This is a genomic window from Aureimonas frigidaquae (assembly GCF_001463905.1).
GTDB lineage: Bacteria > Pseudomonadota > Alphaproteobacteria > Rhizobiales > Rhizobiaceae > Aureimonas > Aureimonas frigidaquae.
Genome location: NZ_BBWR01000007.1, coordinates 49528 through 75811, shown reverse-complemented (window position 1 = coordinate 75811; position 26284 = coordinate 49528). Strand labels below are relative to the sequence as shown.

Annotated in this window: 26 protein-coding genes and 1 pseudogene; 12 read left to right on the top strand and 15 right to left on the bottom strand. The window is 66.7% G+C overall.

The annotated features are described in order from the left end of the window. Positions 1 to 7 precede the first annotated feature (7 nt). Positions 8 to 2107 carry a S9 family peptidase gene (locus AUL30_RS07630; RefSeq protein WP_062227278.1) on the top strand — a complete coding sequence of 700 codons (2100 nt, stop codon included), beginning with the start codon at positions 8 to 10 and terminating at the stop codon, positions 2105 to 2107. 67 nt (positions 2108 to 2174) lie between these two features. On the opposite strand, the gene AUL30_RS07625 is transcribed toward AUL30_RS07630, so the two are convergent. Further along, a complete protein-coding gene (locus tag AUL30_RS07625; RefSeq protein ID WP_062227277.1) occupies positions 2175 to 2777 on the bottom strand; it encodes a superoxide dismutase in 603 nt (200 codons plus the stop codon). Positions 2778 to 3113: 336 nt separating this feature from the next. Here AUL30_RS07625 and AUL30_RS07620 point away from each other — a divergent pair, with 336 nt between their 5' ends. Beyond that, positions 3114 to 3824, top strand: a complete 711-nt coding sequence (locus AUL30_RS07620) for a L,D-transpeptidase (protein WP_157069984.1) — start codon at positions 3114 to 3116, stop codon at positions 3822 to 3824. Here AUL30_RS07620 and AUL30_RS07615 read toward each other — a convergent pair whose 3' ends face one another. After that, complete coding sequence (locus AUL30_RS07615) at positions 3825 to 5357, bottom strand: helicase HerA-like C-terminal domain-containing protein (RefSeq protein ID WP_062227276.1); 1533 nt, start codon at positions 5355 to 5357, stop codon at positions 3825 to 3827. It lies immediately after the preceding gene. Between the two features lie 97 nt (positions 5358 to 5454). Here AUL30_RS07615 and AUL30_RS07610 point away from each other — a divergent pair, with 97 nt between their 5' ends. Then, positions 5455 to 5805, top strand: coding sequence for a hypothetical protein (locus AUL30_RS07610; protein WP_062227275.1), 351 nt, complete (start codon positions 5455 to 5457; stop codon positions 5803 to 5805). A 14-nt stretch (positions 5806 to 5819) separates the two neighbouring features. Continuing rightward, a complete protein-coding gene (locus AUL30_RS20065; RefSeq protein WP_062227274.1) occupies positions 5820 to 7010 on the top strand; it encodes a magnesium transporter CorA family protein in 1191 nt (396 codons plus the stop codon). Here the strand turns inward: AUL30_RS20065 and pqqE are convergent. From pqqE to AUL30_RS07580, 5 genes and pseudogenes are all read right to left on the bottom strand, one after another. Further along, positions 7007 to 8143, bottom strand: coding sequence for a pyrroloquinoline quinone biosynthesis protein PqqE (gene pqqE, locus AUL30_RS07600; RefSeq protein ID WP_083507770.1), 1137 nt, complete (start codon positions 8141 to 8143; stop codon positions 7007 to 7009). The two genes, AUL30_RS20065 and pqqE, sit on opposite strands and share 4 nt — an antisense overlap. Positions 8144 to 8148: 5 nt before the next feature. After that, positions 8149 to 9179 (bottom strand): annotated as a pseudogene (pqqC, locus tag AUL30_RS07590) (pyrroloquinoline-quinone synthase PqqC). Beyond that, positions 9176 to 10090, bottom strand: coding sequence for a pyrroloquinoline quinone biosynthesis protein PqqB (gene pqqB / locus AUL30_RS07585; protein ID WP_062227380.1), 915 nt, complete (start codon positions 10088 to 10090; stop codon positions 9176 to 9178). The pseudogene pqqC and the gene pqqB overlap by 4 nt, the downstream one beginning before the upstream one ends. A 42-nt stretch (positions 10091 to 10132) precedes the next feature. Further along, entirely contained in the window at positions 10133 to 10210 is a 78-nt protein-coding gene (pqqA, locus tag AUL30_RS20275) for a pyrroloquinoline quinone precursor peptide PqqA (RefSeq protein WP_083507769.1), read from the bottom strand. A 141-nt stretch (positions 10211 to 10351) separates the two neighbouring features. After that, positions 10352 to 11365, bottom strand: coding sequence for an asparaginase (locus tag AUL30_RS07580; RefSeq protein ID WP_062227270.1), 1014 nt, complete (start codon positions 11363 to 11365; stop codon positions 10352 to 10354). Between the two features lie 146 nt (positions 11366 to 11511). Between AUL30_RS07580 and AUL30_RS07575 the strand changes: the two genes are divergently transcribed. Continuing rightward, positions 11512 to 12468, top strand: a complete 957-nt coding sequence (locus AUL30_RS07575; protein WP_062227269.1) for a carbohydrate kinase family protein — start codon at positions 11512 to 11514, stop codon at positions 12466 to 12468. An 86-nt stretch (positions 12469 to 12554) separates the two neighbouring features. After that, positions 12555 to 13622 (top strand): ferrochelatase, encoded by a 1068-nt coding sequence (gene hemH / locus AUL30_RS07570; RefSeq protein WP_210173821.1) that lies wholly within the window; start codon positions 12555 to 12557, stop codon positions 13620 to 13622. A gap of 334 nt (positions 13623 to 13956) precedes the next feature. Here hemH and AUL30_RS07565 read toward each other — a convergent pair whose 3' ends face one another. Next, entirely contained in the window at positions 13957 to 14724 is a 768-nt protein-coding gene (locus AUL30_RS07565; protein WP_062227268.1) for an outer membrane protein, read from the bottom strand. 292 nt (positions 14725 to 15016) lie between these two features. On the opposite strand from AUL30_RS07565, the gene AUL30_RS07560 reads away from it, so the two are divergent. Further along, positions 15017 to 15457 (top strand): c-type cytochrome, encoded by a 441-nt coding sequence (locus AUL30_RS07560; RefSeq protein WP_062227267.1) that lies wholly within the window; start codon positions 15017 to 15019, stop codon positions 15455 to 15457. Positions 15458 to 15489: 32 nt separating this feature from the next. On the opposite strand, the gene AUL30_RS07555 is transcribed toward AUL30_RS07560, so the two are convergent. From AUL30_RS07555 to AUL30_RS07545, 3 genes are all read right to left on the bottom strand, one after another. After that, on the bottom strand, positions 15490 to 15930 hold the full coding sequence (locus AUL30_RS07555) for a Fur family transcriptional regulator (RefSeq protein WP_062227378.1): 441 nt from the start codon (positions 15928 to 15930) through the stop codon (positions 15490 to 15492). 82 nt (positions 15931 to 16012) lie between these two features. Then, a complete protein-coding gene (locus AUL30_RS07550) occupies positions 16013 to 16924 on the bottom strand; it encodes a class I fructose-bisphosphate aldolase (protein ID WP_062227266.1) in 912 nt (303 codons plus the stop codon). 138 nt (positions 16925 to 17062) lie between these two features. After that, positions 17063 to 17524 (bottom strand): Lrp/AsnC ligand binding domain-containing protein, encoded by a 462-nt coding sequence (locus AUL30_RS07545; RefSeq protein ID WP_062227265.1) that lies wholly within the window; start codon positions 17522 to 17524, stop codon positions 17063 to 17065. A gap of 38 nt (positions 17525 to 17562) precedes the next feature. Here AUL30_RS07545 and AUL30_RS07540 point away from each other — a divergent pair, with 38 nt between their 5' ends. From AUL30_RS07540 to AUL30_RS07520, 5 genes are all read left to right on the top strand, one after another. Continuing rightward, a complete protein-coding gene (locus AUL30_RS07540) occupies positions 17563 to 19536 on the top strand; it encodes an FUSC family protein (protein ID WP_062227264.1) in 1974 nt (657 codons plus the stop codon). An 80-nt stretch (positions 19537 to 19616) separates the two neighbouring features. Next, a complete protein-coding gene (locus AUL30_RS19690) occupies positions 19617 to 20123 on the top strand; it encodes a DUF2380 domain-containing protein (RefSeq protein WP_062227263.1) in 507 nt (168 codons plus the stop codon). A gap of 138 nt (positions 20124 to 20261) precedes the next feature. Further along, entirely contained in the window at positions 20262 to 20495 is a 234-nt protein-coding gene (gene rpsU / locus AUL30_RS07530) for a 30S ribosomal protein S21 (protein ID WP_062227377.1), read from the top strand. A gap of 220 nt (positions 20496 to 20715) precedes the next feature. Further along, on the top strand, positions 20716 to 21564 hold the full coding sequence (locus tag AUL30_RS07525) for a tetratricopeptide repeat protein (protein ID WP_244490738.1): 849 nt from the start codon (positions 20716 to 20718) through the stop codon (positions 21562 to 21564). 101 nt (positions 21565 to 21665) lie between these two features. Further along, entirely contained in the window at positions 21666 to 22925 is a 1260-nt protein-coding gene (locus AUL30_RS07520; protein WP_062227261.1) for an AGE family epimerase/isomerase, read from the top strand. A 349-nt stretch (positions 22926 to 23274) separates the two neighbouring features. Here AUL30_RS07520 and AUL30_RS07515 read toward each other — a convergent pair whose 3' ends face one another. The 4 genes from AUL30_RS07515 to AUL30_RS07500 all read right to left on the bottom strand — a co-directional run bounded on the left by AUL30_RS07515 (position 23275) and on the right by AUL30_RS07500 (position 26281). After that, positions 23275 to 23649, bottom strand: coding sequence for a VOC family protein (locus tag AUL30_RS07515; protein ID WP_062227260.1), 375 nt, complete (start codon positions 23647 to 23649; stop codon positions 23275 to 23277). 56 nt (positions 23650 to 23705) lie between these two features. Beyond that, positions 23706 to 24422, bottom strand: a complete 717-nt coding sequence (locus tag AUL30_RS07510; RefSeq protein WP_062227259.1) for a helix-turn-helix transcriptional regulator — start codon at positions 24420 to 24422, stop codon at positions 23706 to 23708. Positions 24423 to 24467: 45 nt separating this feature from the next. Then, positions 24468 to 24797, bottom strand: a complete 330-nt coding sequence (locus AUL30_RS07505; RefSeq protein WP_062227258.1) for a hypothetical protein — start codon at positions 24795 to 24797, stop codon at positions 24468 to 24470. Between the two features lie 83 nt (positions 24798 to 24880). After that, positions 24881 to 26281, bottom strand: a complete 1401-nt coding sequence (locus tag AUL30_RS07500; RefSeq protein WP_062227257.1) for an NAD(P)(+) transhydrogenase (Re/Si-specific) subunit beta — start codon at positions 26279 to 26281, stop codon at positions 24881 to 24883. Between the last annotated feature and the right edge of the window lie 3 nt (positions 26282 to 26284).

Genomic DNA, 26284 nt, shown 5'->3' with positions numbered 1-26284 from the left:
GTATCCCATGCTGACCATCGAAGACGGCCTCCCTGCCCCGAAGGCCGAACAGCGCCCCGTGACCCAGACGATCCATGGGGTGACGCGCACCGACCCCTATGCCTGGCTGCGCGCCGACAACTGGCAGGAGATGTTCCACGACACGTCCCTGCTGGATGCCGACATTCGCGCCTATCTGGAGGCGGAGAACGCCTATCAGGAGAAGGTTCTTGCCGGAACGGAAGGCTTGCGCCGAACGCTCGTCGCCGAGATGCGCGGGCGGATCAAGGAGGATGATTCCTCCGTCCCCGCCCCCGATGGCCCCTATGCCTACGGCGTCTCCTACCAGCATGGCGCCGAATATCCCCGCTTCATCCGCCGTCCGCGCCAGGGTGGCCAGGAGGAGGTGCTTCTGGATGTGCCGGTCGAGGCGGGGGAGCGCGCCTATTTCTCGCTCGGCGCCGTGGAGCATGCGCCCGATCATGCCCGCATCGCCTGGAGCTATGACGACAAGGGCTCCGAATTCTACACCATCGCCGTCCGGGACCTGTCGAGCGGCACGGACGATCCGGTCCTCCTGTCCCAGACGGCCGGTTCGGCCACGTGGTCGGCCGGCGCCGACGGCTTCTTCTATGCGCGGATGAACGCCAATCACCGGCCCGACAAGCTTTTCTACCACCGGATCGGCACGCCGGCGGAGGACGACCGCCTCGTCTTCGAGGAAACGGATGCCGGCTTCTTCATGAATGCCGGCGAAACGCAGTCCAAGGCCTTCGTGACGATCGACCTGCACGATCACGAGACATCCGAGGTCTGGCTCATTCCCGCCAACCGCCCCGACGCCGCGCCGCGGCTGGTGGCCGAGCGGGAGACGGGCGTGGAATACAGCGTCGAGGAAGCCGCCGGCACGCTGTACATCCTGACCAACGCCGACGGCGCCAAGGACTTCAAGATCGTCACCGCGCCGGCGCAGGAGCCGGGCCGCGCGCAATGGCAGGACCTCGTCCCGCACGAGCCCGGCCGGCTGATCCTGTCGCATTTCGTCCTGAAGCGGCACCTGATCTGGCTGGAGCGGCGCGACGGCCTGCCGCGCATCGTGATCCACCGCCTGGCCGACGGCGCGCAGCATGCGATCGCCTTCCGCGAGGAAGCCTATTCGCTCGGCCTGTCGGGCACCTACGAATTCGACACGAACGAGATCCGCTTCACCTATTCCTCCCTCACGACGCCGACGCAGACCTTCTCCTACGATGTGGAGACGCGGGCCCGGCACCTTCTGAAGACGCAGGAAGTCCCCTCCGGTCACGATCCTTCGGCCTATGTCACGCGGCGCATCATGGCGCCCGCGCCGGATGGCGAGCGCGTGCCCGTGTCGCTCCTCTACCGGCGCGATACGCCGCTGGACGGCAGCGCGCCGTGCCTTCTCTACGGCTATGGCGCCTACGGAATCACCATTCCGGCTTCCTTCAACGCCAATGCCCTGTCGCTGGTCGATCGCGGCTTCGTCTGGGCCATCGCCCATGTGCGGGGCGGCAAGGACAAGGGCTTCGCCTGGTACGAGAACGGCCGGCGCGAGCACAAGGAAAACACCTTTTCCGATTTCATCGCCGTCGCCCGTCATCTGGTCGCGGAAGGGTTCACGCGCCACGACCGGATCGTGGCGCATGGCGGCTCGGCCGGCGGCATGCTGATGGGCGCCATCGCCAATATGGCGCCCGAAGCCTTCGGCGGCATCGTGGCGGAGGTCCCCTTCGTGGACGTCCTCAACACCATGCTCGACGACACGCTGCCGCTGACGCCGCCCGAATGGCCGGAATGGGGCAACCCGATCGAGTCCGTGGAGGATTATCACCGCATCGCCGGCTACAGCCCCTATGACAACGTCGCCGATCGTGACTATCCGGCCATGCTCGTGCTGGCGGGGTTGACCGATCCGCGCGTGACCTATTGGGAACCGGCCAAATGGGTGGCCAGGCTGCGGGCCGAACGCGGCGATGGCGGCCGCCCCCTGCTCCTGCGCACCAACATGGAAGCGGGCCATGGCGGCGCATCCGGCCGCTTCGCGCGGCTGGAGGAAACGGCGCTGGTCCAGGCCTTCGCCATCGCCGTCGCAGGACAGGCTTCCTGATGTGCAAAGGCCCTCCCGGCGGCTGCCGGGAGGGCCTTTCGCAAACCGTGCGATGACGCCCGAAGGCTCAGCGCGCCGCTGCCTCGTAGCGCTCGAGGACGTAATCCCAGTTGATGAGATTGTCGACGAAGGCCTCGAGGTACTTCGGCCGCGCATTGCGGTAGTCGATGTAATAGGAATGCTCCCAGACATCGACGCCGAGGATCGGCGTGCCGCCATGGACGAGCGGGTTCTCGCCATTGGGGGTCTTGGAGATTTCGAGCTTGCCGTCCTTGACCGAGACCCAGGCCCAGCCGGAGCCGAACTGGCCCTTGCCCGCCTCGATCAGGTCGTTGCGGAACTTGTCGTAGCCGCCGAGATCCTGGTCGAAGGCGGTCTGCAGCTTGCCCGGAAGCGACTTGCCGCCACCGTTCGGGGCCATCCACTTCCAGAAGTGAATGTGGTTGTAGTGCTGGGCGGCATTGTTGAAGAGCGGCTGGTTCTTGCCGTAGGACTGCTTCACCACCTCTTCCACGGAGGCGTCGCCAAGCCCGGCCTCGGCCGCCAGCTTGTTGCCCATGTCGACATAAGCCTGGTGGTGCTTGTCGTGATGGTACTCGAGCGTTTCCTTGGACATGTAGGGCCCCAGCGCATCGTAGGCGTAGGGCAGCTCAGGCAGGGTGAAAGCCATGTTCGTCGATTCCCTTCTGATCGCGTATGTGGTCCGGGTTCATCCGGCCGGCTGGCCGACCGATCACGGACCAAGCCACGCCTTAACTAGGGTGGATTGTCGCACTTGTCAGCCGGAAGCCGTTTCCATTTGCGCCGGCGCAGCGGAATTTTTCTTCCCCTTCGCAAAGGTGAACTACCCCGTCCGGGCGGGCTGGCGGGGCGCCGATCGACTGAAGGCCGGTCATAAAGCCTGTGCCGCCCGGTTGCCAAAACCGGCGTGCGTGGAACATTTCGCAACCTTTGCAGGTTTACGGTGGCATTGTTCAGGACCAACGCGTTTCTTTCAGGGCGGGACATGACCCAAACCATCGCAAGCTCGACGCTGTCGCGGCGCCATCTTCTGGCGGGCCTCGGCGCGGGTGCAGCACTTGCTCTTGCGGGCTGCACCACGACCAACCGCGCCAGCATCGCCGATGCCACGCCGAGCCGGGGCAACATCCCGCCCGAATATGCAGCCGCCTACGGGGTGATCAACGACGGCGAGTTCACCATCCCCGCCATCGATCTCAACCGGATGGATCCGCAGTTCCTGCGGCGTGAGGTCGCCTATAACGGCCCCGAGGCGCCCGGAACGATCATCATCGATACGCCGTCGCGCTTCGCCTATCTGGTCCAGCCGGGCGGAACGGCCATGCGCTACGGCGTGGGCATCGGCCGCCAGGGCTTCTCCTGGGACGGCCGGGCGCGCGTCCAGTACAAGCGACGCTGGCCGCGTTGGACACCGCCGTCGGAAATGATCGCCCGCCAGCCGGAGCTGGAAGTCTATCGCACGGGAATGGAGCCCGGCCTGACGAACCCGCTCGGTGCCCGTGCGCTCTATCTGTTCCAGGACGGCCGCGACACGCTGTACCGCCTGCACGGAACGCCGGAATGGTGGACGATCGGCAAGGCGGTTTCCTCGGGCTGTGTGCGCTTCATGAACCACGACATCATCGATCTCTACGATCGCGCGCAGGATGGCGCGACCGTCATCGTCAATCAGGCGAGCGGCGGCGTCACCGTCTGATCAGCGGCCGCGTTTGAACCCACCCAGGATGCCGCGCAGCACCGCGTTGGTCACCTGGGTGGCGACGGTACGGCCGACCGACTTCATGATCGCCTCGGTCACGGATTGGCGCTGGTAGCCGGACGCCGTCCGCGTCCGGGGCGCAGTCGTCTGCCCCCCTTGCGGCGGCAGGCTCGGCACGGGGATGCGCCGCTCTGCCTCGGCCTGTTTCTCGCGCATGGCGAGTTCCTCGCGCTCGGCGGTCCGTGCGGCCAGGATTTCGAAGGCCGATTCCCGATCCACCGGTGTGTCGTAACGGCCCAGCACAGGGCTTGCCGCCATGATCTGGCGGCGTTCGGCACCCTCGATCGGGCCGAGCCGGCCGGCCGGCGGGCGGATCAGGCAGCGCTGTACGATGGTCGGAACGCCCCCCTTGCCGAGGGTAGAAACGAGCGCTTCGCCGACGCCGAGCTGCGTGATGGCCGCGAACGTATCGAAGGCGGGATTGGGTCGAAACGTATCGGCCGCGGTGCGCACGGCCTTTTCCTCACGCGGGGTATAGGCGCGCAGCGCATGCTGCACCCGGTTGCCGAGCTGCGCCAGCACCGATTCGGGAACGTCCATCGGGTTCTGCGTGACGAAGTAGACGCCGACGCCCTTGGAACGGATCAGCTTCACCACCTGCTCGATCCGGTCGACCAGCGCCTTGGGCGCATCGTCGAACAGAAGATGCGCCTCGTCGAAGAAGAAGACGAGCTTGGGCTTCTCGGCATCGCCGACTTCCGGCAGTTCCTCGAAGAGTTCCGACAGGAGCCAGAGCAGGAAGGTCGCATAGAGCCGGGGGCTGCGCATCAGGCGGTCGGCGGACAGGACGCTGACATAGCCCCGCCCCTCGCGGTCGGTGCGTATCAGATCGTCGATCGACAGGGCCGGCTCGCCGAAAAAGTTGGCCGCGCCCTGATTTTCCAGGACGAGGAGCTGGCGCTGGATGGCGCCGACCGAGGCCTTGGCGACATTGCCGTAACGGGCCGATATGGCATCGGCCTCGCCCGCGACATGCGCCAGCATGGCCTGCAGATCCTTCAGGTCCAGGAGCAGGAGCCCCTGTTCGTCGGCAATGCGGAAGGCAATGTTGAGAACGCCTTCCTGGGCATCCGTCAGATCCATCAGGCGCGACAGGAGCAGCGGCCCCATCTCCGATACCGTCGTGCGGACCGGATGGCCCTTTTCAGCAAAAAGGTCCCAGAAGATCGTCGGCACGTAGTCGTTCACATAGGGCGACAGCCCGATCTCCTCCGCCCGCTTGACGAGGAAGTCCTTCGGCTCGCCCCGCAGGGCAAGGCCCGACAGATCGCCCTTCACGTCGGCGCAGAAGACGGGCACGCCCGCATTGGAAAAGGCCTCCGCCAGGACCTGGAGGGTCACCGTCTTGCCGGTGCCCGTCGCGCCCGTCACCAGCCCGTGGCGATTGGCGTAACGCAACGCCAGATACTCGGGCACGGGCGTGCCATCGGCGACGCTGGCTCCGAGAAGGAGCTGGCCTTCCTCTTCCATTTCTCAAACCCTCCGCTTGCCCTTGCCCCCGGGCTTTGCCATGGTCCCGCCGCGCCCGGCGGCCGCCGGATGATGGTACAATACCAGGACGACCGCCATGGACGACCTCTTCTTACGTATAGCAGCCGCCTCCGAAATCTCCGAAGCGAACGCCCGGCAGGCGGTAGGCTATATCCTGGCCTACATGCAGGTCGAGAGCGAGGACGACTCGATCGACTCCATGATCGCCGCAACGCCCGGCGCGGCCGATGCGCTCGGTTCGGCGAGCGGATATGACGGCAGCGGCGGCATCATGACACTGGGCGCCCGGCTGATGGGCCTCGGTCTCGATATGGGCCAGATCCGCGACATCGCCGAAACGCTGGTGACTGCTGCGCGCGAACATGCCGGCGACGAAACGGTGGACCGGGCCATCGCATCGGTGCCGGCCCTCGCCCAGTTCGCCTGACCGGCGCTGATCCGATGATCCTGTCCTACGTCTTTTCCGAGGGGCGCATGCGCCCCGTGACGTCCCATGGCGCTGAATTTCCACAGGCGGCCATCTGGCTCGACCTTCTCGACCCCACGCAGGAAGAGGTCGGAGCCATCGAGCACCATTTGGGCATCGACGTGCCGACCCCGGAGGAAATGCGAGAGATCGAGGTGTCGAGCCGGCTCTACTCCGAAGACGGCGCCGACTTCATGACCATCGTCCTGCCGCATGGACGCCAGTCGACGGGCGTCGCGCATTTCGCGCCCGTGGTCTTCATCCTGTCGGGGGCGACCCTCGTCACGCTGCGCTACAGCGAGCCCAAGAGTTTCGAACTCTACGCCGCCAAGCTGTGCCGCGAGCCCCTGTCGCACGATCTGCCGCTGCCCCAGCGCCCTCCGGCCAAAGCCGCCCGCGCCGCGCCCGAGACCATGCCAAGGCCGGACATCGTGCCTGACGTCGTGCCGGACGTCGTGACCGCCGGGGAGAGCGCCGGGGGCGCGGCGCCGGAGGCACATGCCGAGCCGGGCGATCCGACCGGATCGGAAGCACCCAATGCCAAGCCGCGGCGCGGCCCCAAGCCCCCGCGCGCGGAGGTGATCTTCCTGGGGCTTCTCGAAGCCGTGGTGGATCGCGTGGCCGATCTCCTGGAGGGCACGGCGACCGATCTCGACCACACGGCGCGGGATATCTTCCAGTCGTCCGAGCAGCGCGCGCCCATCGCCAGCGCCACCTACAAGGACATGCTGCGGCAGATCGGCCGTTGCGCGGACCTTGCCTCCCGCACGCGGGAAGCGCTGGCTACCTTCGACCGCATGCTGCCCTTCGCGCAGCTCGCCTTCGACAGGCGCAAGGCGCCCAAGGAGCTGCGGACCCGCATCAAGGCCATGTCGCGCGACGTGCAGTCGCTGAACGACTTCGCCGCCTTCCTGAACAACAAGACGAGCTTCCTTCTGGACACGTCCGTCGGCATGATCTCCATCGAGCAGAACGCCATCATCAAAATCTTCTCGGTGGCGGCGGTGGGCTTCATGCCGCCGACGCTCATCGCATCCATCTACGGCATGAACTTCCACGACATGCCGGAACTCGACTGGAGCCTTGGCTACCCGCTGGCACTGGCCGGCATGATCATCTCGGCCGTGCTGCCGCTGGCCTTCTTCCGCTACAAGAAGTGGCTCTAGCCGGCAGCCTCGCCCTTGGAAAACTGGCGGTACGTCGCCGGCCGCGGGTCGGCGACGGCGGATTCCGTCACCGCAAGCCCGGCCACCATGTCGTGGAAGCTCGATTTGACGCAGACCGGATCGGCATTGGCGGCATCGCCCGTCAAGGCCAGCGCCTGGCAGCGGCAACCGCCGAGGTCCACCGTCTTGCGCTCGCAGCTTGCGCAGGGCTCCTTCATCCAGCCTGTCCCGCGATAGGCGGCAAAGCCGGGTGAGCGCTCCCAGATATCGGCCAGCGCATGATCGCGCACGGACCAGAATTCCAGATGGTGCAGCGTCTGCGCGGCATGGCACGGCAGCATGGTGCCCGACGGCGTCACGCTGAAGGTGCGCAGGCCCCAGCCCCCGTTGCAGAGCTTGGGGTAGCGCGCATAATAGTCGGGAAACACCGCATCGATGGCGAGCTTGCCCTGTAGCCGTTCGCGCGCCTGCGTGATCTCCTCGATGGTGCGGTCGACATCCTCCCGGCGGGGCATGAGCTGTGCCCGGTTGCGCAGGGCCCAGCCGTAATATTGCGTATGGGCCACTTCGAGCCGCTTGGCACCCAGATGGACGGCCTTCTCGATCATGGCCGGCACCTGGTGGATGTTCTGCCGGTGGATCACCGCATTCAGGGTCAGCGGAAAGCCGCGTGCCACCACCGCGCCGGCAAAGGCCTCTTTGCGCTCATAAGCGCCCTTCATGCCGCCGACGTGTTCGGTCACCTGTGCATCTGCGCCTTGCATCGACAGCTGGATATGGTCGAGCCCCGCCTCCAGCAGCGCATCCAGCATGGCGTCCGATACGGCGATGCCGGAGGTGATGAGGTTGGTGTAGAGCCCCGCGGCCGCCGCATGCCGCGTCAGTTCCACGATATCGCGGCGCGCGGTGGGCTCCCCGCCCGACAGGTGGACGTGAATGACACCCATCTCTGCCGCCTGGTCGAAGACGCGCTTCCAGTCGTCGCTCGACAGTTCCGACGAGCGTGTTTCGAGCTCCAGCGGGTTGGAGCAATAGGTGCAGCGCAGCGGGCACCGATGCGTCAGCTCCGCCAGAAGGCCGATCGGCGCCGGCGCCGCAGGCGGCTGCGCGGGGACGGGGCGCGGATGGGGCATCTCGTTCATAGGAGCACCAGCTGCTTTTGCTCGAGGTCTGCCAGGAAGGCCTCGACATCGGGGCGGATCGTTGCGTCATCGGCCGCGAAGGCTTCGACGAGTTCGCCGATGATGGCATCGAGCGAACGCTGGCCGTCCACCCGTTTCAGGATTTCCGTCGCCACGCCATCGGCCTCGAAGATGCGCTCGGGCCCGACCAGGATGAAGCGGCCGCGTGTCTTGTCCTCGCGGAAGCGCACGCCATGCGGAAAGCGGGGCACGCGCGTGCCGGGCAGCGCGCTCATGCCCGATCTCCCCCGGCCTGGCCCTCGCCCGGCCGCCAGGCCTGCGGCGGGGTCAGCCCCGGCTCGACATAGGCGAAGTACAAGGCGTCGAGCTGCGCCCACAAGACGTCGCACTTGAAACGCAGCGCGTCCAGCACCGCCTCCTGGTCTTCCGGCCGGCGCGCATTGTCGATGCAGTAGCGCAGGGCGAAATCGGAATCCTGCTTGGCCTGCACCGGCCGCTTGTCGAAATAGGCGAGCGTCGCAGGGGTGACGAAGGGGTAATGCGCGAGCATGCCGGCCACCCGCTCGCCGATCACATTGGGGGAAAAGAGCTCGGTCAGGGACGATGCCACGGCCTCCAGCAGGCTGCGCTCGGCCACGAAATGCACATAGGCATCCACCGCGAAACGGGTGGCCGGCAGAATGCCCTTCCCGGAGATGACGTAGCCTCGGTCCAGCCCGACGCCCGTTCCGAGCGCGATCCACTTTTCGATGCCGCCGGGCTCCGTCCCATCGCCATCGTGATCGATGATGCGCCGCCGCCATTCGCGCCGCAATTCGGGGCTGTCCAGGCGGCTCAGGATGAGCGCATCCTTCACCGGGATCTTCGACTGGTAGTAATAGCGGTTCAGGGCCCAGGCCTGCACCTGCTCACGGGTCAGATGGCCCCCATGCAGGAGTTTATGGAAAGGGTGCAGGTTGTGGTAGCGCTCCGCGCCGATCTGGCGCAGCGCAGCCTCGAATTCATGCGGGTCGAGCAGGGCCGTCATGGGACGAGCTCCAGCCCGTCATGCGCCACCATCCATCCCTCTGCCTCCACGCAATCGCGCTCGGCCGAGCCCTCCACCAGGATCGGATTGGTGTTGTTGATGTGAACATAGACCCGCGCACCGATGGACAGGTCGCTGAAGGCGTCGAGGCTGCCGCCCGCACCGCTGATCGGGACATGGCCCATGCGGCGCCCGGTCTTGGCGCCGACGCCGGCCGCGGCCATTTCATCATCCGTGAAGACGGTGCCGTCGAACAGGAGCAGATCGGCATCGCGCAGCCTGTCGCGCAGCCTGTCGTCCACAGCGGCGCAGCCCGGAATGTAATAGGCCGTGCGGCCCCCAGCCGTCAGGCGGATGCCCGTCGTCATATCGCCCATGGCGCCGACATCCACGACGTCGCCCTCCAGATAGAGCGGCACCTTGCCCGGCACGGGAAACAATTCGACCTCAAGCCCCGGCACCGGCTCGAAGGGCGTGCCGGACGGCACCGCCACGCGGGCGACCGCGTCCCGGGCCAGAACGTTGAAGATCGGATTGGCGTCGATCACGTCGAGCACTCCTGCGGTGCCGTAGAGGGTCAGGGCCTGGCGTTCGCGCAACGTGAGCAGCCCGGCCACATGATCCACGTCGCCATTGGTCACCAGAACGGCGGCGATGGGCGAACCCCGCCTGTCGTCGGGGCCAAGATGGCGGCCGGCGGCGAGTTCGGGCGTCGACAGGATCTGCTTGCGCAGATCGGGCGAAGCGTTGACGAGAAGCCAGTGCACCCCGTCACCGGTGACGGCGATGGATGATTGCGTCCGCGCGCTGACGCGCGCATCGCCGTTCCAGGCCAGCCGGCAAATGTCGCAATGGCAGTTCCACTGGGGGAAACCACCGCCGGCAGCGGCCCCCAGAATCGTCAACCGCAGGCGGCCGTCAAGCCGCCCGCGGCTCTCAGACTGCTCCGGCAATCAGAATTCGATCGGCATATAGCCGTTGATTTCCATTGCAACGCAGACTTCGACGATCGAAGGTTTGTTCCAAGCCATATCGTTACTCCCATTTCAAAATGCACGTGGACCCGTCCACGCGACATCCCGCTATAGGTGCCCACTCGCACGCCATATTAAAGGTCTGGCGGATCACGTAAAGGCGAGATTTCGTGTTGCCGGCTGCCGGCGTCTTCCGCGTCAGCGCAGGTTCAACGCCCGTGCCGGCCGCACTTCGCCCACCGCCATCTTTTCCCAGTTGCGCAAGGGCGCACGCGACATTTCGTCGTAACGCGCCGCCAGCTCCGCATCGACCTTCCGCAGCATGGCGGCCAGGAGCGCCGCGACGGCGCTTTCCGCAGCGCGCGTGGCCCCGTCTTCCGCCTTCAGGGCAAAGCCGAAGCCGAGCTCCGGCACCGCGCCGCAGAACACGCCCTCGGCGCCCGTCTTGGCGAAGACGCGGCCCTGCCCCGCCTCGATCAGCTTCAGGCAGGCCCGGCCGGGGCCCGACATCTCGAAGGGGTGGGCCATGCAGGCATCGATCAGGCGGCGCCCGGCGCGCGCGCGCTCGCCATCCACGCCCTCTCCGGTCGCCAGCCGTGCGAAGCCGCGCGCAAAGGCTTCGAGCGGCGCGGCATAGGTCGGGATCGAACAGCCGTCGATGCCGCAGGCATCGCTCGAAAGCTCGGCGCCGATCGTCTCTTGGATGGCACGGCGGGCGCGCTCCTGGACCGGATGGGTGGCGCGCACATAGCCGGCCGTCTCCTCACCCATATGGACGGCCGTGCACAGGAAGCCGGCATGCTTGCCCGAGCAGTTGTTGTGCAGCGGCGTGGGCGTGCCGTCGGCGCGGGCAAGATCGAGCGCCACTTTCAGATCGAAGGGCCAATGGCAGCCGCATTCCAGCTCGGCGCCGGTCAGCCCGCCCTTGGCCAGCATGGCCCGGACAGCGCTGACATGGTCTTGCGTGCCGGAATGGGATGCACAGGCCAGCGCAAGTTCGGCCGGGGACAGGTTGGCGGCATCCGCAGCCCCGGTCTCGATCAAAGGCAGGGCCTGCAGCACCTTGACGGCCGAACGCGGAAAAACCGCCGCCGCAATATCGCCGGCCTGGAAGGCGCAGGCTCCGTCGGCCTCGACCACGGCCGCATGCACGCGGTGCCGGCTTTCCACAAGGCTGCCGCGCGTGACGTCGATGATGATGGGATCGTTCAACGGCCTGTCCTCTGCATCCCTTGGCGCTGCCTTTGGCGCTGCCCGGCGACACCGCTTAGCAGCCTGTGCAACGGCGCCTCAAGGCATTTCCCATCCGCGCCGATTTTGCTAGGCCATGAAGGATTGGTCGGGCTGTTGGGGGTTCCATGTTCCTGAGTTGCGGTGATGCGCTTTTCGACATGTTCGAAAAGTCCGAGGGGGGCGATCCTGCCTCGGTGGCGCTGGAGGGACGCGTCGGCGGCTCCACGCTGAACGTGGCGCTCGGCCTGTCGCGGCTCGGCCATGCGAGCGCCTTCTTCAGCAAGATGTCGGGCGATCTCTTCGGCCGGCGGATTCGCGCCTTCATGAAGGCGGAAGGGATCGACGAGCGGTTCCTGATCCCCACGAACCGTGCCACCACCCTTGCCATCGTGTCGCTCACGCCGGAAGGCACGCCCAATTACGACTTCTACATCGAGGGCACCGCCGACCGCTCGGTCGAGGTGGCCGATGTGCCGGAGCATTTCCCGGACGAGCTCGACGCCATCCACATCTCGTCCTACTCGACCGTGTCGGAACCCACGGCCTCGGCGCTGCTGCACCTGATCGGCCAGGAATCCGGCCGGCGGTTCATCAGCTACGATCCCAACATCCGCGCCTCGGTGGAGCCGGATCTCGACATCTGGCGGGACCGCGTGGCCCGCACGCTGCCCAAGGCGACGCTCATCAAGGCGAGCGAGGAAGACCTTCAGCAGATCTATCCCGGCCGTTCGCTGGACAGCGTCCTGTCGGACTGGATCGCGTCCGGGCCAGCCCTCGCCGTCATCACGCGCGGAGAGAACGGAGCCCTTGCCACGACGAGCGGCGGCCATGTGGTCCAGGTGCCGGGCCTGCCCGTGACCGTGGTCGACACGGTCGGCGCGGGCGATACGTTCCAGGCCGCCACCCTGGCCCGCTTGAAGGAAGACGGCAATCTGAGCCGCGCCGCCGTGGATGCCATGTCGGTCGGCGATGTCGAGGCCGTGATCGGCTTTGCCATTCGTGCGGCGGCCATCACCTGCTCGCGGCGCGGCGCCGACCTGCCGCGGCGGGCCGATCTCGGCCTCGGGCCGCTGGCGGCCTGACGGATGGGTGGCGGTTCCGTCTGGAACGCGGACGGTATCCAGCCTAAATGGGGCTGGAACCCGCCGACCTCCAACCGGAAGACATCATGAACCAGCCCAGCACCCTTGGCCGCACCGACGCCATGCCGGCCGATCATCCGCCGGTGGCCAAGCCCAGGGTCGGGATTCTCCTGGCCAATCTCGGCACGCCGGATGGCTATGATTACTGGTCCATGCGCCGGTACCTCAGCGAATTCCTGTCGGACAAGCGGGTCATCGACTATCCGCGGTGGAAGTGGCAGCCGATCCTCCAGACGGTGATCCTGGCCAAGCGGCCCTTTTCCAGCGGCGCCAACTACAAGAGCATCTGGAACGAGGAGCTGAACGAAAGCCCGCTCCTGACCATCACCAAACGGCAGACCGCCGCGGTCGCAAAAGCCATGTCCGAGCGCCATGGCGACAAGGTCATGGTGGAGTTCTGCATGCGCTACGGCAATCCATCCGTGGACAGTGTCGTGCAGCGCATGGTGGATGCCGGATGCACCCGCATCCTCTACGTCCCGCTCTATCCGCAATATGCCGGCGCGACGAGCGCGACGGCCAACGACCAGTTCTTCCGGGCCTTGATGAAGCAGTTCCGGCAACCGGCGTCGCGGGTGGTGGACGCCTATTTCGAGCATCCGCTCTATGTCGAGGCGCTCGCCCAATCGGTCGAGCGTGTCTATGCGGGGCTGGATGCACGCCCGGAACGGCTCATCACCTCCTATCACGGCATGCCCAAGCGGTACCTCATGCAGGGCGATCCGTACCACTGCCAGTGCCAGAAGACGACGCGCCTCCTGCGCGAGCGCCTGGGCTGGGACAAGGGCAGCATCGACACGACCTTCCAATCCGTCTTCGGCCCTGAAGAATGGCTGCGTCCGTATACCGTGGAGCATGTGGCCGATCTGGCGCGCCAGGGCATCCGGCACATCGCCGTCGCCTCCCCCGCCTTCAGCGCCGATTGCATCGAGACGCTTGAGGAAATCAACGGCGAGATCCGCGAGGCCTTCGAACATGCGGGCGGCGAGCGCTTCACCTATATTCCCTGCCTGAACGACGACGCCCCGCACATCACCGCGCTGACCACCATCATCGAGGAAAACCTCGGCGGCTGGCTCCCCGCGCGTGGCTGAAGGCGCGATGGCCTGCCCGCGATGGCAGCCGATCCGTCACGCCGTAGAGGGCATGAGAGTAAAGCCCGAAAGCCGTTACTCGAACAAACAGCGATGCGCCCGCTGAATGTAGCTTACAAGAAGGGCCGGATCGGCGGGGAGACGACTGACCGCCCCGCTGCATTACAGGGCGACGGACACAGCTCTTCACCCCAACCGGTTCCGCCGACATTAGGACGATATTCTTAGTTCGTCCAGTGCTCCGGGCTGCCTGTCGTGCAACCCCCTCAACAAACAAAAGGCCGCCGGGTTTCCCTGGCGGCCTTTTGCGATTCTGCCTCTACGCAGCCCGGCCTCAGTTGAAGCGCCAGGAGGCCTTGGCCCAGACGGTGTGGAAGTCCAGATCGTCGTTGGAGGTCGCGCTCAGGGAATCGGTCGCGATCGTGCCGCCGACGGGCGTGTATTTGACCTTCGTGTTCACCTTGCCGAGATCGGTATAGAGATACTCGATACCGACCGACATGTTCTGACCGAGCAGGTAGTCGAGCCCGGCGCCCACGGCGTAGCCGAAATTGTCGTCATCCTTTTCCAGGGAGACGTTGTAGGTCTGGCCTGCGGACGAAACCTGCGGGCTGCCGATCAGCTTGTTCGACACGTTGGCATAGGCAAGACCGCCCGTGGCATAGACGGCGAAGCGGTCGGAGGTCAGGCCGCCCTTGGCGCGCAGCGTGCCCATGAAGTCGATATCCTGCTTGGAACCGAACTCCTGGCCGAACTGCTGGAACGTCGCCTGGGAATTGGCGTCGACATAGCTCAGATCGGCGACGGCGCCGAGGATGAAGTTCTGGACCTGATAGTCGTAACCGCCATGCAGGCCGAGCACCACGCCGGCATTGCCGTCGGCGCTGCCGCCCCGGAAGGACGAGTTGTTCGATGAGAACAGGCCGGATTCGCGGCTCAGGGCCACGCCGCCCTGCCCGCCGACATAGAAGCCGGTCCAGGTGAAGCCCGTATCATAGGCCATCGGCGCGGCTGCGACCGGTTGGTCGTAATAGATGTCCGCGGCAAGGGCCGGGCCGGCCAGAACGGCCGACGCCGCCAGGATGAGTGCGATGCGCTTCATGTCATATGCTCCAGATACCGCGGTCGCGGTGCTTGCCGGCCACGTTCGGGCCGGATGGGCGGGGCGCATCCCACGGCGATGCCGGTTGCGTTGCGGCGGGCCGGGACGGTTCCGGACTGACACTGCTCGCGCGGTGCGCGCCACCCTTGTCCACTCCTGTAGATGACTGATCCCTAACGCACCGATAAGGAACATGGTTAAGACGCGAAGAGCTAAGAATTCTCCGTTGCCAAGCTGGAATTGTTCAACCTAGATTGAGCGCGCGTCGGGCACCGCAATATCTGGAGGAATCATGCGGAAGGCGACAATCGCCGCCAGCATCCTGTGCGTGGCCGCGACCATCACCCCCCTCGCCGCCCAGGAGATGGGAGATCCTGCGGCAGGGGAAAAAGTGTTCCGGCGCTGCATGGCCTGTCACGCCGTCGGAGCCGGCGCCGCCAACAAGGTCGGCCCCGAGCTCAACGGCATTATCGGCGAAAAGCCGGGCATCGTGGAAGGGTTCAAGTTTTCGCCCGACCTCGTCACCTGGGGCGAAGGCAAGGTCTGGAACGAAGAGCTCATGACCGCCTGGCTGCAGAACCCCAAGGCCGTCGTCCCCAAGACCAAGATGATCTTTCCCGGCATCAAGAAGCCCGACGAGTTGAAGAACGTCATCGCCTATCTGGCCGGTTTCGACGAAAGCGGCGCCCCGCGCGATCCGGCAGAGGCATTGAAGGCGGCCGCCGGAAACTGATCGCCTCCCGCGAAAGGCGGGCGCGGGCATCGTCAGTCGGCCGGGGCCACCGTCTCGTCCGTCTGGCGCACACCGGCAGCCTGGCATTGCGGGCACAGGCCGCGAATCTCCATGGCGGCATCGGCCGCGGCAAAGCCTTCCGCCTCGGCAAGCCGTGCCACGGCGCGGTCGATACCCGGGTCGACGGCCTCGCGCACCGTCTGGCACGCGTGGCACACCAGGAAGATCACCGTATGCCGATGGCCTTCGTGATGGCCGTGCGAGCAGGCCACGAAGGCGTTCTGGCTTTCCAGGCGGTGGACGAGATGGCGTCCCGACAAAGCGCGCAGGGCGCGATAGATCTGCAGCGGCGCCTTGATCCCCTCCGGGCGCAGCATGTCGAGGATCTGATAGGCGGTCAGGGGCCCGGTCCCTTGCCGCAGCGCATCGAGAACCAGCGTCTCGTTGCGCGTCAGTTTGGCGGCCTTGGTCATCGTGCGCATACCTGTCTCGCGGGAAGGGGAGCACCTCATAGGTAATTCCCCCTCCCCGCTTTAGCAATTGCGCAAGGCAAGGTCAGGCGTAGATGCTCATGACCTTATCGAGAAGCGCGAGCGCCTCTGCCTTCGGGCGCTGGAAGGAATTGCGGCCGATGATCGAGCCGTTGCCGCCGCCTTCGCGGATGGACCGGACCTCGCCCAGAAGCTCTTCCTCGTTCTTGGCGGCGCCGCCCGAAAAGACGACCAGGCGCTTGCCGGCAAAGGAGGACTGCATGATGTGGCGCACGCGATCGGCGCCGTTCGCACGCGGAATGTCGTTCTTTTCATAGGTCGGCTGCGCGTCCTTCAGATCGACGAAGTCGGTCGGCAGCTTCACCTTGATGATGGTGGCGCCCATCAGCGCCGCCATGTGCGCGGCATAGGCGATGATGTCGAGCGCGGTCTCGCCGTCCTTGCTGACCTTGCCGCCGCGCGGATAGGACCAGACCACCGTCATCAGGCCGCGGGACTTGGCCTTGAGCGTGATGTCGCGCAGCTCCTCCATCATGTCGTAGGAGGCGTCCGCACCCGGATAGATGGTGAAGCCCACGCCCACGCAGCCGAGCCGCAGCGCGTCCTCGACCGTGCCCGTCAAGGCCTGGTCCTGGCGGGTGACCAGCGAGTTGCCGCTGTTCAGCTTGAGGATCAGCGGCACTTCGCCGGCGAAGGTGTCGGCGCCCTGCTCCAGAAGGCCCAGCGGCGCGGCATAGCCCGACACGCCGGATTCGATGGCCAGCTCATACAGGTAGTGCGGATCGTAGGCCGCCGGGTTCGGCGCGAAGCTGCGCGCCGGGCCATGCTCGAAACCCTGGTCGACGGGCAGGATCACGACCCGACCGGTGCCGGCAAGCCGCCCATGCATCAGGAGGCGGGACAGATTGCTCTTCAGCCCGGGTGTTTCCCCCTCGTACCAGGACAGGATCCTGCGGACGGTCTCGGTTCTTAGCATGGTGCCTCCAAAGTGCGGCGCGCGGCAAATAGAGCGGCCTGGACTAGTTCGGCTGTTCTTGTGCTGTGCAACGCAGGCTACGTAAAGACGGTGGAAGCCTCCACTCCAAATTAAAATCGTTTGAAAAGGACTTGGCCTTCAAAGAGGCAGGAGTCCGTCATTCTTGACCTCTTCCATCACCGCGTAAGTTCGCGTTTCCCGCACCCCCGGGAGCGCCAGGACGATCTCTCCCAAAAAGCGCCGGTAGGCGGCCATGTCGGGCAGACGGGTCTTGATCAGATAATCGAAGCCGCCCGCCACCATATGGCATTCCAGGATTTCGGGCGTGCGCCGCGCCGCCTTGGCGAAGCGCTCGAAGACATCGGGCGTCGTCGTGTCCAGGATCACCTCCACGAAGACGAGCAGGCCGAAGCCGAGCCGCTGCGGATCGAGCCGGGCCCCGAAGCCGAGGATGTAGCCATCCTTCTGCAGCCGCTTCAGCCGCTCACCGAGCGAGGACGGGGCCAGGCCGATCTGCGCGGCAAGGTCCGAATTCGTCATGCGGCCATCGGCCTGCAGCGCCTTCAGGATCCGACGATCGGTTCGGTCGAGTTCGCTCATCTTCTGCTCCGCCCGCAACTGTTCTACACAAAGCGGCAATGAGCACATCGCGCAACTCCCCAAAAGAGCGGCACGGCTTCGGCCTGCGCCAGAGGCTGCTGGCCTCCGATCCCGGCCTCGTCCGGCTGCGGCTCGGCAGCCGGGCGCTGATCACCGTGGTGCTCGTCTGCGCGGCGCTGGCCATGCTCCATCCCTGGCTGGCCCTGACCCCGGCCGCCTACGGCATCGCGCTTGCCACGGCCATCCAGGGCGCCGTCGCCATCAAGGATACCACGGCGCGCGCCAGGGCCATCACCCGCGCCATCGCGGTGCTGACGGGCTTCTGCGTGATTTGCCTGGTCAGCGCCTTCGGCCATGAGCGGCTGGGTGCGGTCAATGTCATCTTTCTCTGCGTGATCTTCGTGGCGGTCTATGCGCGCCGCTTCGGCACGCGGTGGCAAGGCGTCGGCATGTTCGCCTTCATGTGCTGCATGATCGCCGCCTATCTGCATCCTGTCCTGACGGATCTGCCCGGCATCGCGCTGTCGCTCGTCCTGTCGGCGGTCATCGCCCATCTGACGCGCAACGTCCTGATTCCGGAGCGGCCGGCGGAGGATTTCCGCCGCGCCGCCGAGGCGCTGGACGAATGCGTCGGCCGCCTGGCCGGCCAGATCCGGCGCGGCGTGCGCTGGGGTTGGACGCCCGCAACCCGCGCCGAGGCGCTGTCGGCGGAGCGGCGGGGCAAGGACGTCATCCTTCTGTGCGAGGCCTATCTGCCGATGGCCGAGTCGGGCACCGATCCGCACGCCGCCCTTCTGGCGGCCCGGCTGTTCGATCTTCACCTGGCCATGGAAAGCGCCCTCGGCATGGCGCTCGCCGGCGCCCGTGAAGCCGCGGCGGACGGGGTGTCCGGGCGCATGGCCCCGGCAGTGGCCGAGCGGCTGGAAACGCTCGCCCGGGCGCGGCATCAGGTGCGCGCCGCCGCGCAGGCGACGCCCGATGCCGCCTTCCAGACCGGCGGCGGCCCGGAGCCGCGCCGGCCGCCCTCCACGCGCACGGGTTGGCGCAGCGATCCCGCCCTGCGGGAAGCCTTCCAGGTCACGCTCGCCTCGGCCATCGCCATGACGGGCGGCATCTTCCTGTCGCCCGACCGCTGGTTCTGGGCAGTCCTGACCGCCTTCCTGATCTTCACCAACACGCAGTCGCGCGGCGAGACGATGATCCGGGGGCTCGAACGCGCGTTGGGCACGGCCGGCGGCATCATCGCCGGCATGGTTCTGGCCACCGCCATCCACGGCGCGCTGGCGCCGACCCTCGTCCTGGTGGCGGCCTGCGTCTTCTGGGGCTTCTACCTTCTGACCGTGTCCTACGGTGCGATGACCTTCTTCATGACGGTCGCCATCTCGCTCGTCTATGGCCTCATCGGAACCTTCACGCCCGAACTCCTGATCCTGCGGCTGGAGGAAACGCTGATCGGCGCGGCGGCGGGCATGTTCGTCTCGCTCTGCGTCCTGCCGCGCTCCACGCGCAGCCTGGCGCGCCAGGCCATGGACCGTTTCATGCAGGCGCTCGATCAGTTCGTGGAAAGCGCCATCGCGCTCGATGGCGGCGACAACCCGGCGCGGCTCCTGGTGCGGGTGCGCCAGCTCGACCGGGCGCATGCCGACATCCGCGCCGCGATCGGGCCCTTGCAAAGCGCCTGGACCTTCGGTGCGGGCCAGGCCGAATGGCGGCGCGCCATCATGCGCGTCAACGCCATCGTCCATGCGGTGCATGTACTGGCACGCCGCTTCGGCACCACGCCGCCGACCCCGCCCGAACGCGAGCGGCTGGAGGCCATTCGCGCGCAGATCGCCGCCCTGGCCGAGCATGGGCGCAGCATGACCGGGCGCAGCCGCCTGGCCGAAATCAGCGAAGCGCTCGGCCCGGAGAGCGAGGCCGCCTCGAGCGAAAGCGTGGAGATCGCCCTGCGCGCGCTCCTGCACGTGCTGCAACAGGTGGATCGCAGCAACCAGGCGCGTGGCGCCGCTTGACGCCGCGCGCGCTGCGCTTCAGTCTGCCAGACCATGGGCGCCCCACACGGCCGTTGTTCGAACGGCGGAAGGTTGCCGCCATGCCGCTTCGCCTGCCCCTCCTCATCCTGGCCGCCCTGGCGGCGCCGGCAGTGCCGCCGGCCCACGCGGCCGAGCCGCGGCTCGCCGTCATGCCCTTCGACTACGTGGACACGTCCGGCGAGCCGACCGATCAGACGGCCGCGCATGAGCGGCGCATGGTGCTGTTCCGCACGCTGCTGCAGGACGGCCTCGGCGCGCCCGGAACCGTCGATGCGGTCGAGCTGCCCTGCACCGCGCAAGGCTGCACGCCCGCCAATTCGCGGCCGGTCGACCTTCTCGAATCGGCCCGTAGCGTTCAGGCGGACTACATCGTCCTCGGCGCCGTCCAGAAGATGAGCACACTCATCTCGTCCGGCTGGGTGAATGTGATCGACGTACCGAGCGGCCAGGTCGCGCTGGCACGCAAACTGTCCTTCCGGGGCGATAGCGACGAGGCTTTCGAGCGCGCGGCAAGCTTTGCGGCCGACGATATCCTGCGCAATCTGCCGGGCGCCGGCGGGCAATAAAGCGCGGCCCGGCATCTCGACAAGGATCGGGCTATCTGGTAATCAGCGCCAAATTCTGCGGGAAGGGTTCCTTTCCGCAACGGCTTTCGCCTTGGCGAAGCGCTTTTTCGTGCTCAACGAACGATGAACGGAACACTCGTGCAGGTACTCGTCCGCGATAACAATGTCGACCAGGCTCTCCGCGCTCTGAAGAAGAAGATGCAGCGTGAGGGCATCTTCCGCGAAATGAAGATGCGCAACTTCTACGAGAAGCCGTCGGAAAAGCGCGCCCGCGAGAAGGCCGAAGCCGTCCGCCGCGCCCGCAAGCTGGCCCGCAAGCGCGCCCAGCGCGAAGGCCTGGTTGCCGGTGGTCGCGCCGCTCCGGCCCGCTGACCGACGCTTCGGCCTCACGACAAAAATGATACGGGTGGCGCGGTTTCAGAACTTCGCCGCCCTTTTCGTATGATCTTGCCGTATTTTCGTCCGTAAAAGAGGGTGCAGCGGAACTGTCCTGGTTCCACTGGCCTTTCGCCGGCCGGAAGCTCGGGCTGGGCGCCACTGCCGGCCGACAGTGCCGGTGAACCGGACGTTGATGGGGGAATTCTCGATGGTCATGACGATACGCCATGCACTTCGCCTGAGCGTCGCGGTTGCCGCGCCGCTGCTGCTCGTGGCCTGCCAGAGCGCCGGGCCGGACTTCCAGGCCATCAGCCTGAACCAGGCACAGGGCGCGGCCGGCAACATCGAGTCGCTGACGGCGGCCGTGAATGCGAGCCCCCAGAACCCGGAAGTGTACAATGTGCGAGGCACGGCCTACGGCCAGGCCGGGCAGTATGGCCGGGCAGTGGACGATTTCACCCGCGCGGTCCAGATCGATCCCAACTACTACCAGGCCTATGCGAACCGCGCCCTTGTGCTGCGCCAGGAAGGCAAGCTTTCGGAAGCGGCGGCCGATTACAGCCGGGCGCTGCAGATCAACCCGAACTACGATACGGCCTATATCGGCCGCGGCAACATCTACCGCGTGGCCGGTCGCAACCGGGAAGCGCTGGCCGATTTCCAGCGTGCGATCGATCTGAACACCACCGATCCGCGCGCCTACCACAATCGCGGGCTGCTCTATCAGATCGACGGCCAGCACCGGCAGGCGATCGAGGATTTCTCGACTGCCATCTCGATGGAAGCCAATTCGCCGGAGCCCTATTCCGCGCGCTCCATCTCCTACCTGGCCTTGAAGAACGTCGACGACGCACGTGACGATATCAACCGCGCCCTGCAGCTCGACAATGCCAAGGCCGAATACTGGGTCAACCAGGGCCTGATCCTGGAAGCCGCCGGAGAAACCTCCAAGGCCTACCGCGCCTTTGCCCGTGGCGCGCAGCTCGATCCCAAATACGCCCCGGCGCGTGACGGCATGGGCCGCACCCAAAGCGGCGCCGGAGCCCCGGCAGCCTCTTCCTGACGCTCCGGCGGAACGATCCCGCCTTGCCTTGAGCACAGCTTCTGCGGCACATGCTTGATCCAAGCGTGCCGCAGAGCCACGCGCCGGGGGGAGGATCGACCATGCCGCAGCAGGATAAGACCGACGCATCGACGGACCGCGACGGCACTAGCCTCCTGGCCCAGCCACATCACCGCCAGGCGCTCCTGGCGGATGCCGAGCGTCAACTGCGCTTCTTCCGCGGCGCCTTGCGGCCCGCCGGCGGCTTTTACAATCTTGCCCTGGACGGCACGCCCCGGCCGGACCCCGTGCAGGCCCTGCATTGGACCACCCGCATGATCCACGCCTCTGCGCTCGGGGAGGCCATCGGCTTTGCCGGCGCGCGGGAGATGATCGACCACGGAATGGCGTATCTGAAGGAACGCCACCACGACCCACGGCATGGCGGCTATTTCGGCAGCGTGGACGATGACGGGCCGGTGGATGACCGCAAGTTCGCCTACGGCCATGCCTTCGTCCTCCTGGCAGGGGCCAGCGCCCATCACGCCGGCCATCCGGGCGGTCTGGAGCTGGTGGAGGATGTCACGGCGGTCATCGACCGTCATTTCTGGGAGCCCTCACGCGGCCGCGCATGCGACGAACTCACCCGCGACTTCCAGCCCTTCTCGACCTATCGCGGCATGAACGCCAACATGCATCTGGCCGAGGCGCTGATGAGCGCTTTCGAGGCCACGGGTCGGCAGCGCTACCTGGACATGGCCGGCAGCATCTTCGGTTTCTTCGTCCTGGACATGGCGGCCGGCAACAACTGGCGCATTCCCGAGCATTACCACGAGGACTGGACGGTGGATCCGGCCTATTCGGGCGATCCCATGTTCCGGCCACCCGGCACCACGCCCGGCCATTCGCTCGAATTCGGGCGGCTCATCCTGCAATATTGGGACCTGTCCGGACGGACGGATCCGCGCTGGCCTCAGGCGGCGCGCGCCCTTGTGGAACGCGCGCTGGCCGATGCCTGGCTGCCGGATGGCGGCCTTGCCTATACGGTGGACGATACGGGCGCTCCGGCCATAAAGGCACGCTACTGGTGGCCGGTGACAGAGGGCATCGGCGCCCTGGCTGCGCTTCTGCACGTTGATCGCACACCCCAACTCGAGGACTGGTACGCCCGCCTTTGGGCCTTTGCGGACGCGCGCTTCATCGACCATGCGCATGGCGGCTGGTTCGCCGAACTCGACGCAGCCGGCCAGCCGCATGAGGGGCAGTTCCTCGGCAAGCCGGACATTTACCACGCCCTCCAGGCCGATCTCTTCCCGCTGGTCCCGACCCTCTCCCGCCAGATGGACGCGCTGGCAGCGCAACGGCAAGCGGGCTGGGCCTGACGCTCAAGCGCTGTCAACCGGCAGTGCGCCTGTCGCAGCGCCCGGCGCCGATGGGCGTGCAAAGCCCAACGCGTTACGGCCGGTCAGCCGAACCCGGCGTGACAGGCCGAACGCAGGAGGGGCGGTTCCCCGGCGCGCGGGGCATCGACCCGCCCGTCCAGGTTATTCGCGTTCGCGCTTGCCCCCGCCCTCTCCCGCCAGATGAAGCACTGCGTTGCAGGCGGGATGGGGCCGGACCTTGACCACGCCCTTCGGGCAGACCATCGACCGCCTGTCCCGGCCCTCTTCCGCAAATGAGCGCGTCGGCGCCCGGGACGGAATCAGGCCGGCCTTCCAGCCCTGTGCCGCGTCAGCCCGCACTGCCCATGGCGTAGACGCGGAGCCGGTGGCCGTCGGGGTCCCGCGCGACGAAGCTGCGGCCGAAGTCCAGCGTGGTCGGCGGCAGGATGATGTCGGCCCCACGGGCAACCCAGTCCGCATGGCAGCGGTCGACCGCCGCATCATCCTCCAGCTTGAAGCCAAGCTCGGCCGCGCCGCCCGCCGCAACGGATGCCGGTTGAACGTCGTTCACCTGCCAGAGCCCGAGCCCGAGGCCGGACGGCAGCGCGAAGATGGCGAAGCGTTCGCCCGCGTCCACGGGCTGACGGTCGAGGACGACCGTGTAGAAGCGAAGGCTGGTGGCCACATCGGCCACATGCAGAAGCAGCGTATTGTGCAGTGTCATCGGGAATGGTCTCCGTTCCGGGATGGAACGGCGCGGACATTTAGGCGCGGCGTGTGTCAGTTTCCGTCAGCAGCAGCCGGCCTTTTGAAACCGCGATCCACTTCTCCCGCCTTCCACTGGGCCAGAAGCGCCTGCCGCCGCGTCGGATAGCGCATGTCGGACATGTCGGCGCGCTCGATCCGGTCGGTGCGGAAATGGCGGAACCCTTCCCGCAGCTCACACCACGCCACCAGGATGCGTGCTGCATCGAAATAGCCGAAGGCGAAGGGCCAGACGGTGCGCTCCGAGGGCGCGCCAGCCGCATCGTGATAGGTGAGGATCAGCTTGCGTTCCAGGCGGATCGCCTTGCGCAGCATGAGCGGGGGCACCCTGTCCGGCGCCATGGCTGCGCCCGGGCCGACAAGCAACGGCATGGCATCGATATCGCGCTGAAGCTGCGGCGGCAGGGTCGCGCTCATGCGCGCCAGCGCGTTGCGCGCGGCAACGCGCATTGGCTCGTCGGCGCGGGCCGCCACCCAGCGCGAGCCGAGCACCAGCGCCTCGAGCTCTTCCGGCGTGAACATGAGCGGCGGCAACAGGAAGCCCGGCCGCAGGACATAGCCGAGGCCGGCCTCGCCCTCGATCGATGCGCCGAGGGCCTGGAGGCTGCCGATGTCGCGGTAAAGGGTGCGCAGGCTGACGCCGAGCTCGGCGGCGAGCACCCGGCCCGTCACGGGGCGCCGATGGCGCGCCAGGACTTGCAGGAGATCGAGAAGACGTTCGGAACGCGACATGTGTCAGGAAGGGGGCGAAGGACGGGCGGGCAAGAGTGCTGACGGTCAATCCGCACTGTGCCGCGCGAACCATTCGGCATAGGGTGTCGTGCGGGCCATATGGCGGTTCAGATCGGGCGCCCCGTCGGTCCACCAGACGGGGCCGCGCTCCCCGAGCGCCTGCTTGGCCGCATCCACGGCACGATGGGCCGCGCCTTCCGCCGTTTCATCCTGCGCCTGCCGCGCGGTGCGCACGGCGCGGCGGGCGGCCATCAGGTCCCTGACCAAGGCTTCCCGCCGCTCCGGCGGGAGCGATGGATCGGCCCGGCGCCACAGCCGCCCGCGCACGACGATATAGCGCCCGTCCGGCGTGGTGAGCGCATCCTGCCGTGGCATCGGCCTGTCGCCTCCGGTCTGTGCCGGCGCCTCTGGCGCCGCGCTGTCAGTCAAGGCCGCGGGTTGATGCCCAGCGGAACACCTCAGTGCGCCATGGCCTTCACGATGTTTTCGACCATCTTCTTGGCATCGCCGAACAGCATCATCGTGTTGTCCTTGTAGAACAACGTATTGTCGATGCCCGCATAGCCCGAGCCGAGCGAGCGCTTGATGAAGAGGCAGGTTCGCGCCTGGTCCACGTTCAGGATGGGCATGCCGTAGATGGGCGAGGACGGGTCGTCCCGCGCGGCGGGGTTGGTCACGTCGTTGGCGCCGATGACGAAGGCGACGTCGGTCTGGGCGAACTCGGAATTGATGTCCTCCAGCTCGAAGACCTCATCATAGGGCACGTTCGCCTCGGCCAGGAGCACGTTCATATGGCCCGGCATGCGCCCGGCCACGGGATGGATGGCGTATTTTACCTCCACCCCCTCCTTCTTGAGGACATCGGCCATCTCACGCAGGGCGTGCTGCGCCTGGGCGACGGCCATACCGTAGCCCGGCACGATGATGACGCGGGCCGCATTGGTCATCAGGTAGGCCGCATCCTCGGCCGAGCCCTGCTTGACCGTGCGCTCCGGCCCGGCATCGGCCGACGCGGCGGCGGCATCGCCGCCGAACCCGCCCAGGATCACCGAGATGAAGGACCGGTTCATGCCCTTGCACATGATGTAGGACAGGATCGCGCCGGATGAGCCGACCAGCGCACCGGTGATGATGAGCGCGAGGTTCTGCAGGGTGAAGCCGATGCCGGCCGCCGCCCAACCCGAATAGGAATTGAGCATGGACACGACCACCGGCATGTCCGCCCCGCCGATTGGGACGATCAGGAGCACACCCAGCGCCAGCGCGACGAGGACGATCAGCCAGAAGAGGAGATGGCTCTGCGTCAGCGCGAAGGAAATGACGAGCAGAACCAGGACGGCGCCGAGCACCAGATTGATCAGGTGCCGGGACGGCAGCATGATCGGCTTGCCGCTCATGCGCCCGTCGAGTTTCAGGAAGGCGATCACCGAGCCGGTGAAGGTGATGGCGCCGATCGCCACGCCGATCGACATTTCCACCAGCGCCTGCGTGTGGATATGGCCGATCGTGCCGATGCCGATGGCCTCCGGCGCATAGAGCGCGGCGGCCGCCACGGCCACGGCCGCCAGGCCGACCAGGCTGTGGAAGGCGGCGACGAGCTGCGGCATGGCCGTCATGGCGATGCGCCGCGCCGTATAGGCGCCGATGCCGCCGCCAATGGCGATGCCGATCACGATAATCAGGAGCGCGCCGAAGCTCGGGCGCGCCAGAAGGAGGGTCGTCAGCACCGCAAGGCCCATGCCGGCCATGCCGAGGAAGTTGCCCTGCCGGCTCGTCGTCGGATGCGACAGGCCCCGCAGCGCCAGCACGAAGAGGACGCCGGAGACGAGGTAGAGGAAAGCCGCGAAATTTTCGGACATGGC

Coding starts and splice junctions, on each gene's coding strand:
- AUL30_RS07505 (WP_062227258.1), bottom strand. CDS start 24,797: ATGCCACGGCAGGATGCGCTCACCACGCCGGACGGGCGCTATATCGTC.
- AUL30_RS07510 (WP_062227259.1), bottom strand. CDS start 24,422: ATGTCGCGTTCCGAACGTCTTCTCGATCTCCTGCAAGTCCTGGCGCGC.
- AUL30_RS07575 (WP_062227269.1), top strand. CDS start 11,512: ATGTTCCTGAGTTGCGGTGATGCGCTTTTCGACATGTTCGAAAAGTCC.
- hemH (WP_210173821.1), top strand. CDS start 12,555: ATGAACCAGCCCAGCACCCTTGGCCGCACCGACGCCATGCCGGCCGAT.
- AUL30_RS07620 (WP_157069984.1), top strand. CDS start 3,114: ATGACCCAAACCATCGCAAGCTCGACGCTGTCGCGGCGCCATCTTCTG.
- AUL30_RS07545 (WP_062227265.1), bottom strand. CDS start 17,524: ATGAGCGAACTCGACCGAACCGATCGTCGGATCCTGAAGGCGCTGCAG.
- AUL30_RS07615 (WP_062227276.1), bottom strand. CDS start 5,357: ATGGAAGAGGAAGGCCAGCTCCTTCTCGGAGCCAGCGTCGCCGATGGC.
- AUL30_RS07625 (WP_062227277.1), bottom strand. CDS start 2,777: ATGGCTTTCACCCTGCCTGAGCTGCCCTACGCCTACGATGCGCTGGGG.
- pqqE (WP_083507770.1), bottom strand. CDS start 8,143: ATGCCCCATCCGCGCCCCGTCCCCGCGCAGCCGCCTGCGGCGCCGGCG.
- AUL30_RS07565 (WP_062227268.1), bottom strand. CDS start 14,724: ATGAAGCGCATCGCACTCATCCTGGCGGCGTCGGCCGTTCTGGCCGGC.
- AUL30_RS07550 (WP_062227266.1), bottom strand. CDS start 16,924: ATGCTAAGAACCGAGACCGTCCGCAGGATCCTGTCCTGGTACGAGGGG.
- AUL30_RS07500 (WP_062227257.1), bottom strand. CDS start 26,281: ATGTCCGAAAATTTCGCGGCTTTCCTCTACCTCGTCTCCGGCGTCCTC.
- AUL30_RS07520 (WP_062227261.1), top strand. CDS start 21,666: ATGCCGCAGCAGGATAAGACCGACGCATCGACGGACCGCGACGGCACT.
- AUL30_RS07560 (WP_062227267.1), top strand. CDS start 15,017: ATGCGGAAGGCGACAATCGCCGCCAGCATCCTGTGCGTGGCCGCGACC.
- AUL30_RS07630 (WP_062227278.1), top strand. CDS start 8: ATGCTGACCATCGAAGACGGCCTCCCTGCCCCGAAGGCCGAACAGCGC.
- AUL30_RS07525 (WP_244490738.1), top strand. CDS start 20,716: ATGACGATACGCCATGCACTTCGCCTGAGCGTCGCGGTTGCCGCGCCG.
- AUL30_RS07540 (WP_062227264.1), top strand. CDS start 17,563: ATGAGCACATCGCGCAACTCCCCAAAAGAGCGGCACGGCTTCGGCCTG.
- AUL30_RS07610 (WP_062227275.1), top strand. CDS start 5,455: ATGGACGACCTCTTCTTACGTATAGCAGCCGCCTCCGAAATCTCCGAA.
- pqqA (WP_083507769.1), bottom strand. CDS start 10,210: ATGGCTTGGAACAAACCTTCGATCGTCGAAGTCTGCGTTGCAATGGAA.
- AUL30_RS20065 (WP_062227274.1), top strand. CDS start 5,820: ATGATCCTGTCCTACGTCTTTTCCGAGGGGCGCATGCGCCCCGTGACG.
- AUL30_RS07515 (WP_062227260.1), bottom strand. CDS start 23,649: ATGACACTGCACAATACGCTGCTTCTGCATGTGGCCGATGTGGCCACC.
- AUL30_RS07555 (WP_062227378.1), bottom strand. CDS start 15,930: ATGACCAAGGCCGCCAAACTGACGCGCAACGAGACGCTGGTTCTCGAT.
- AUL30_RS19690 (WP_062227263.1), top strand. CDS start 19,617: ATGCCGCTTCGCCTGCCCCTCCTCATCCTGGCCGCCCTGGCGGCGCCG.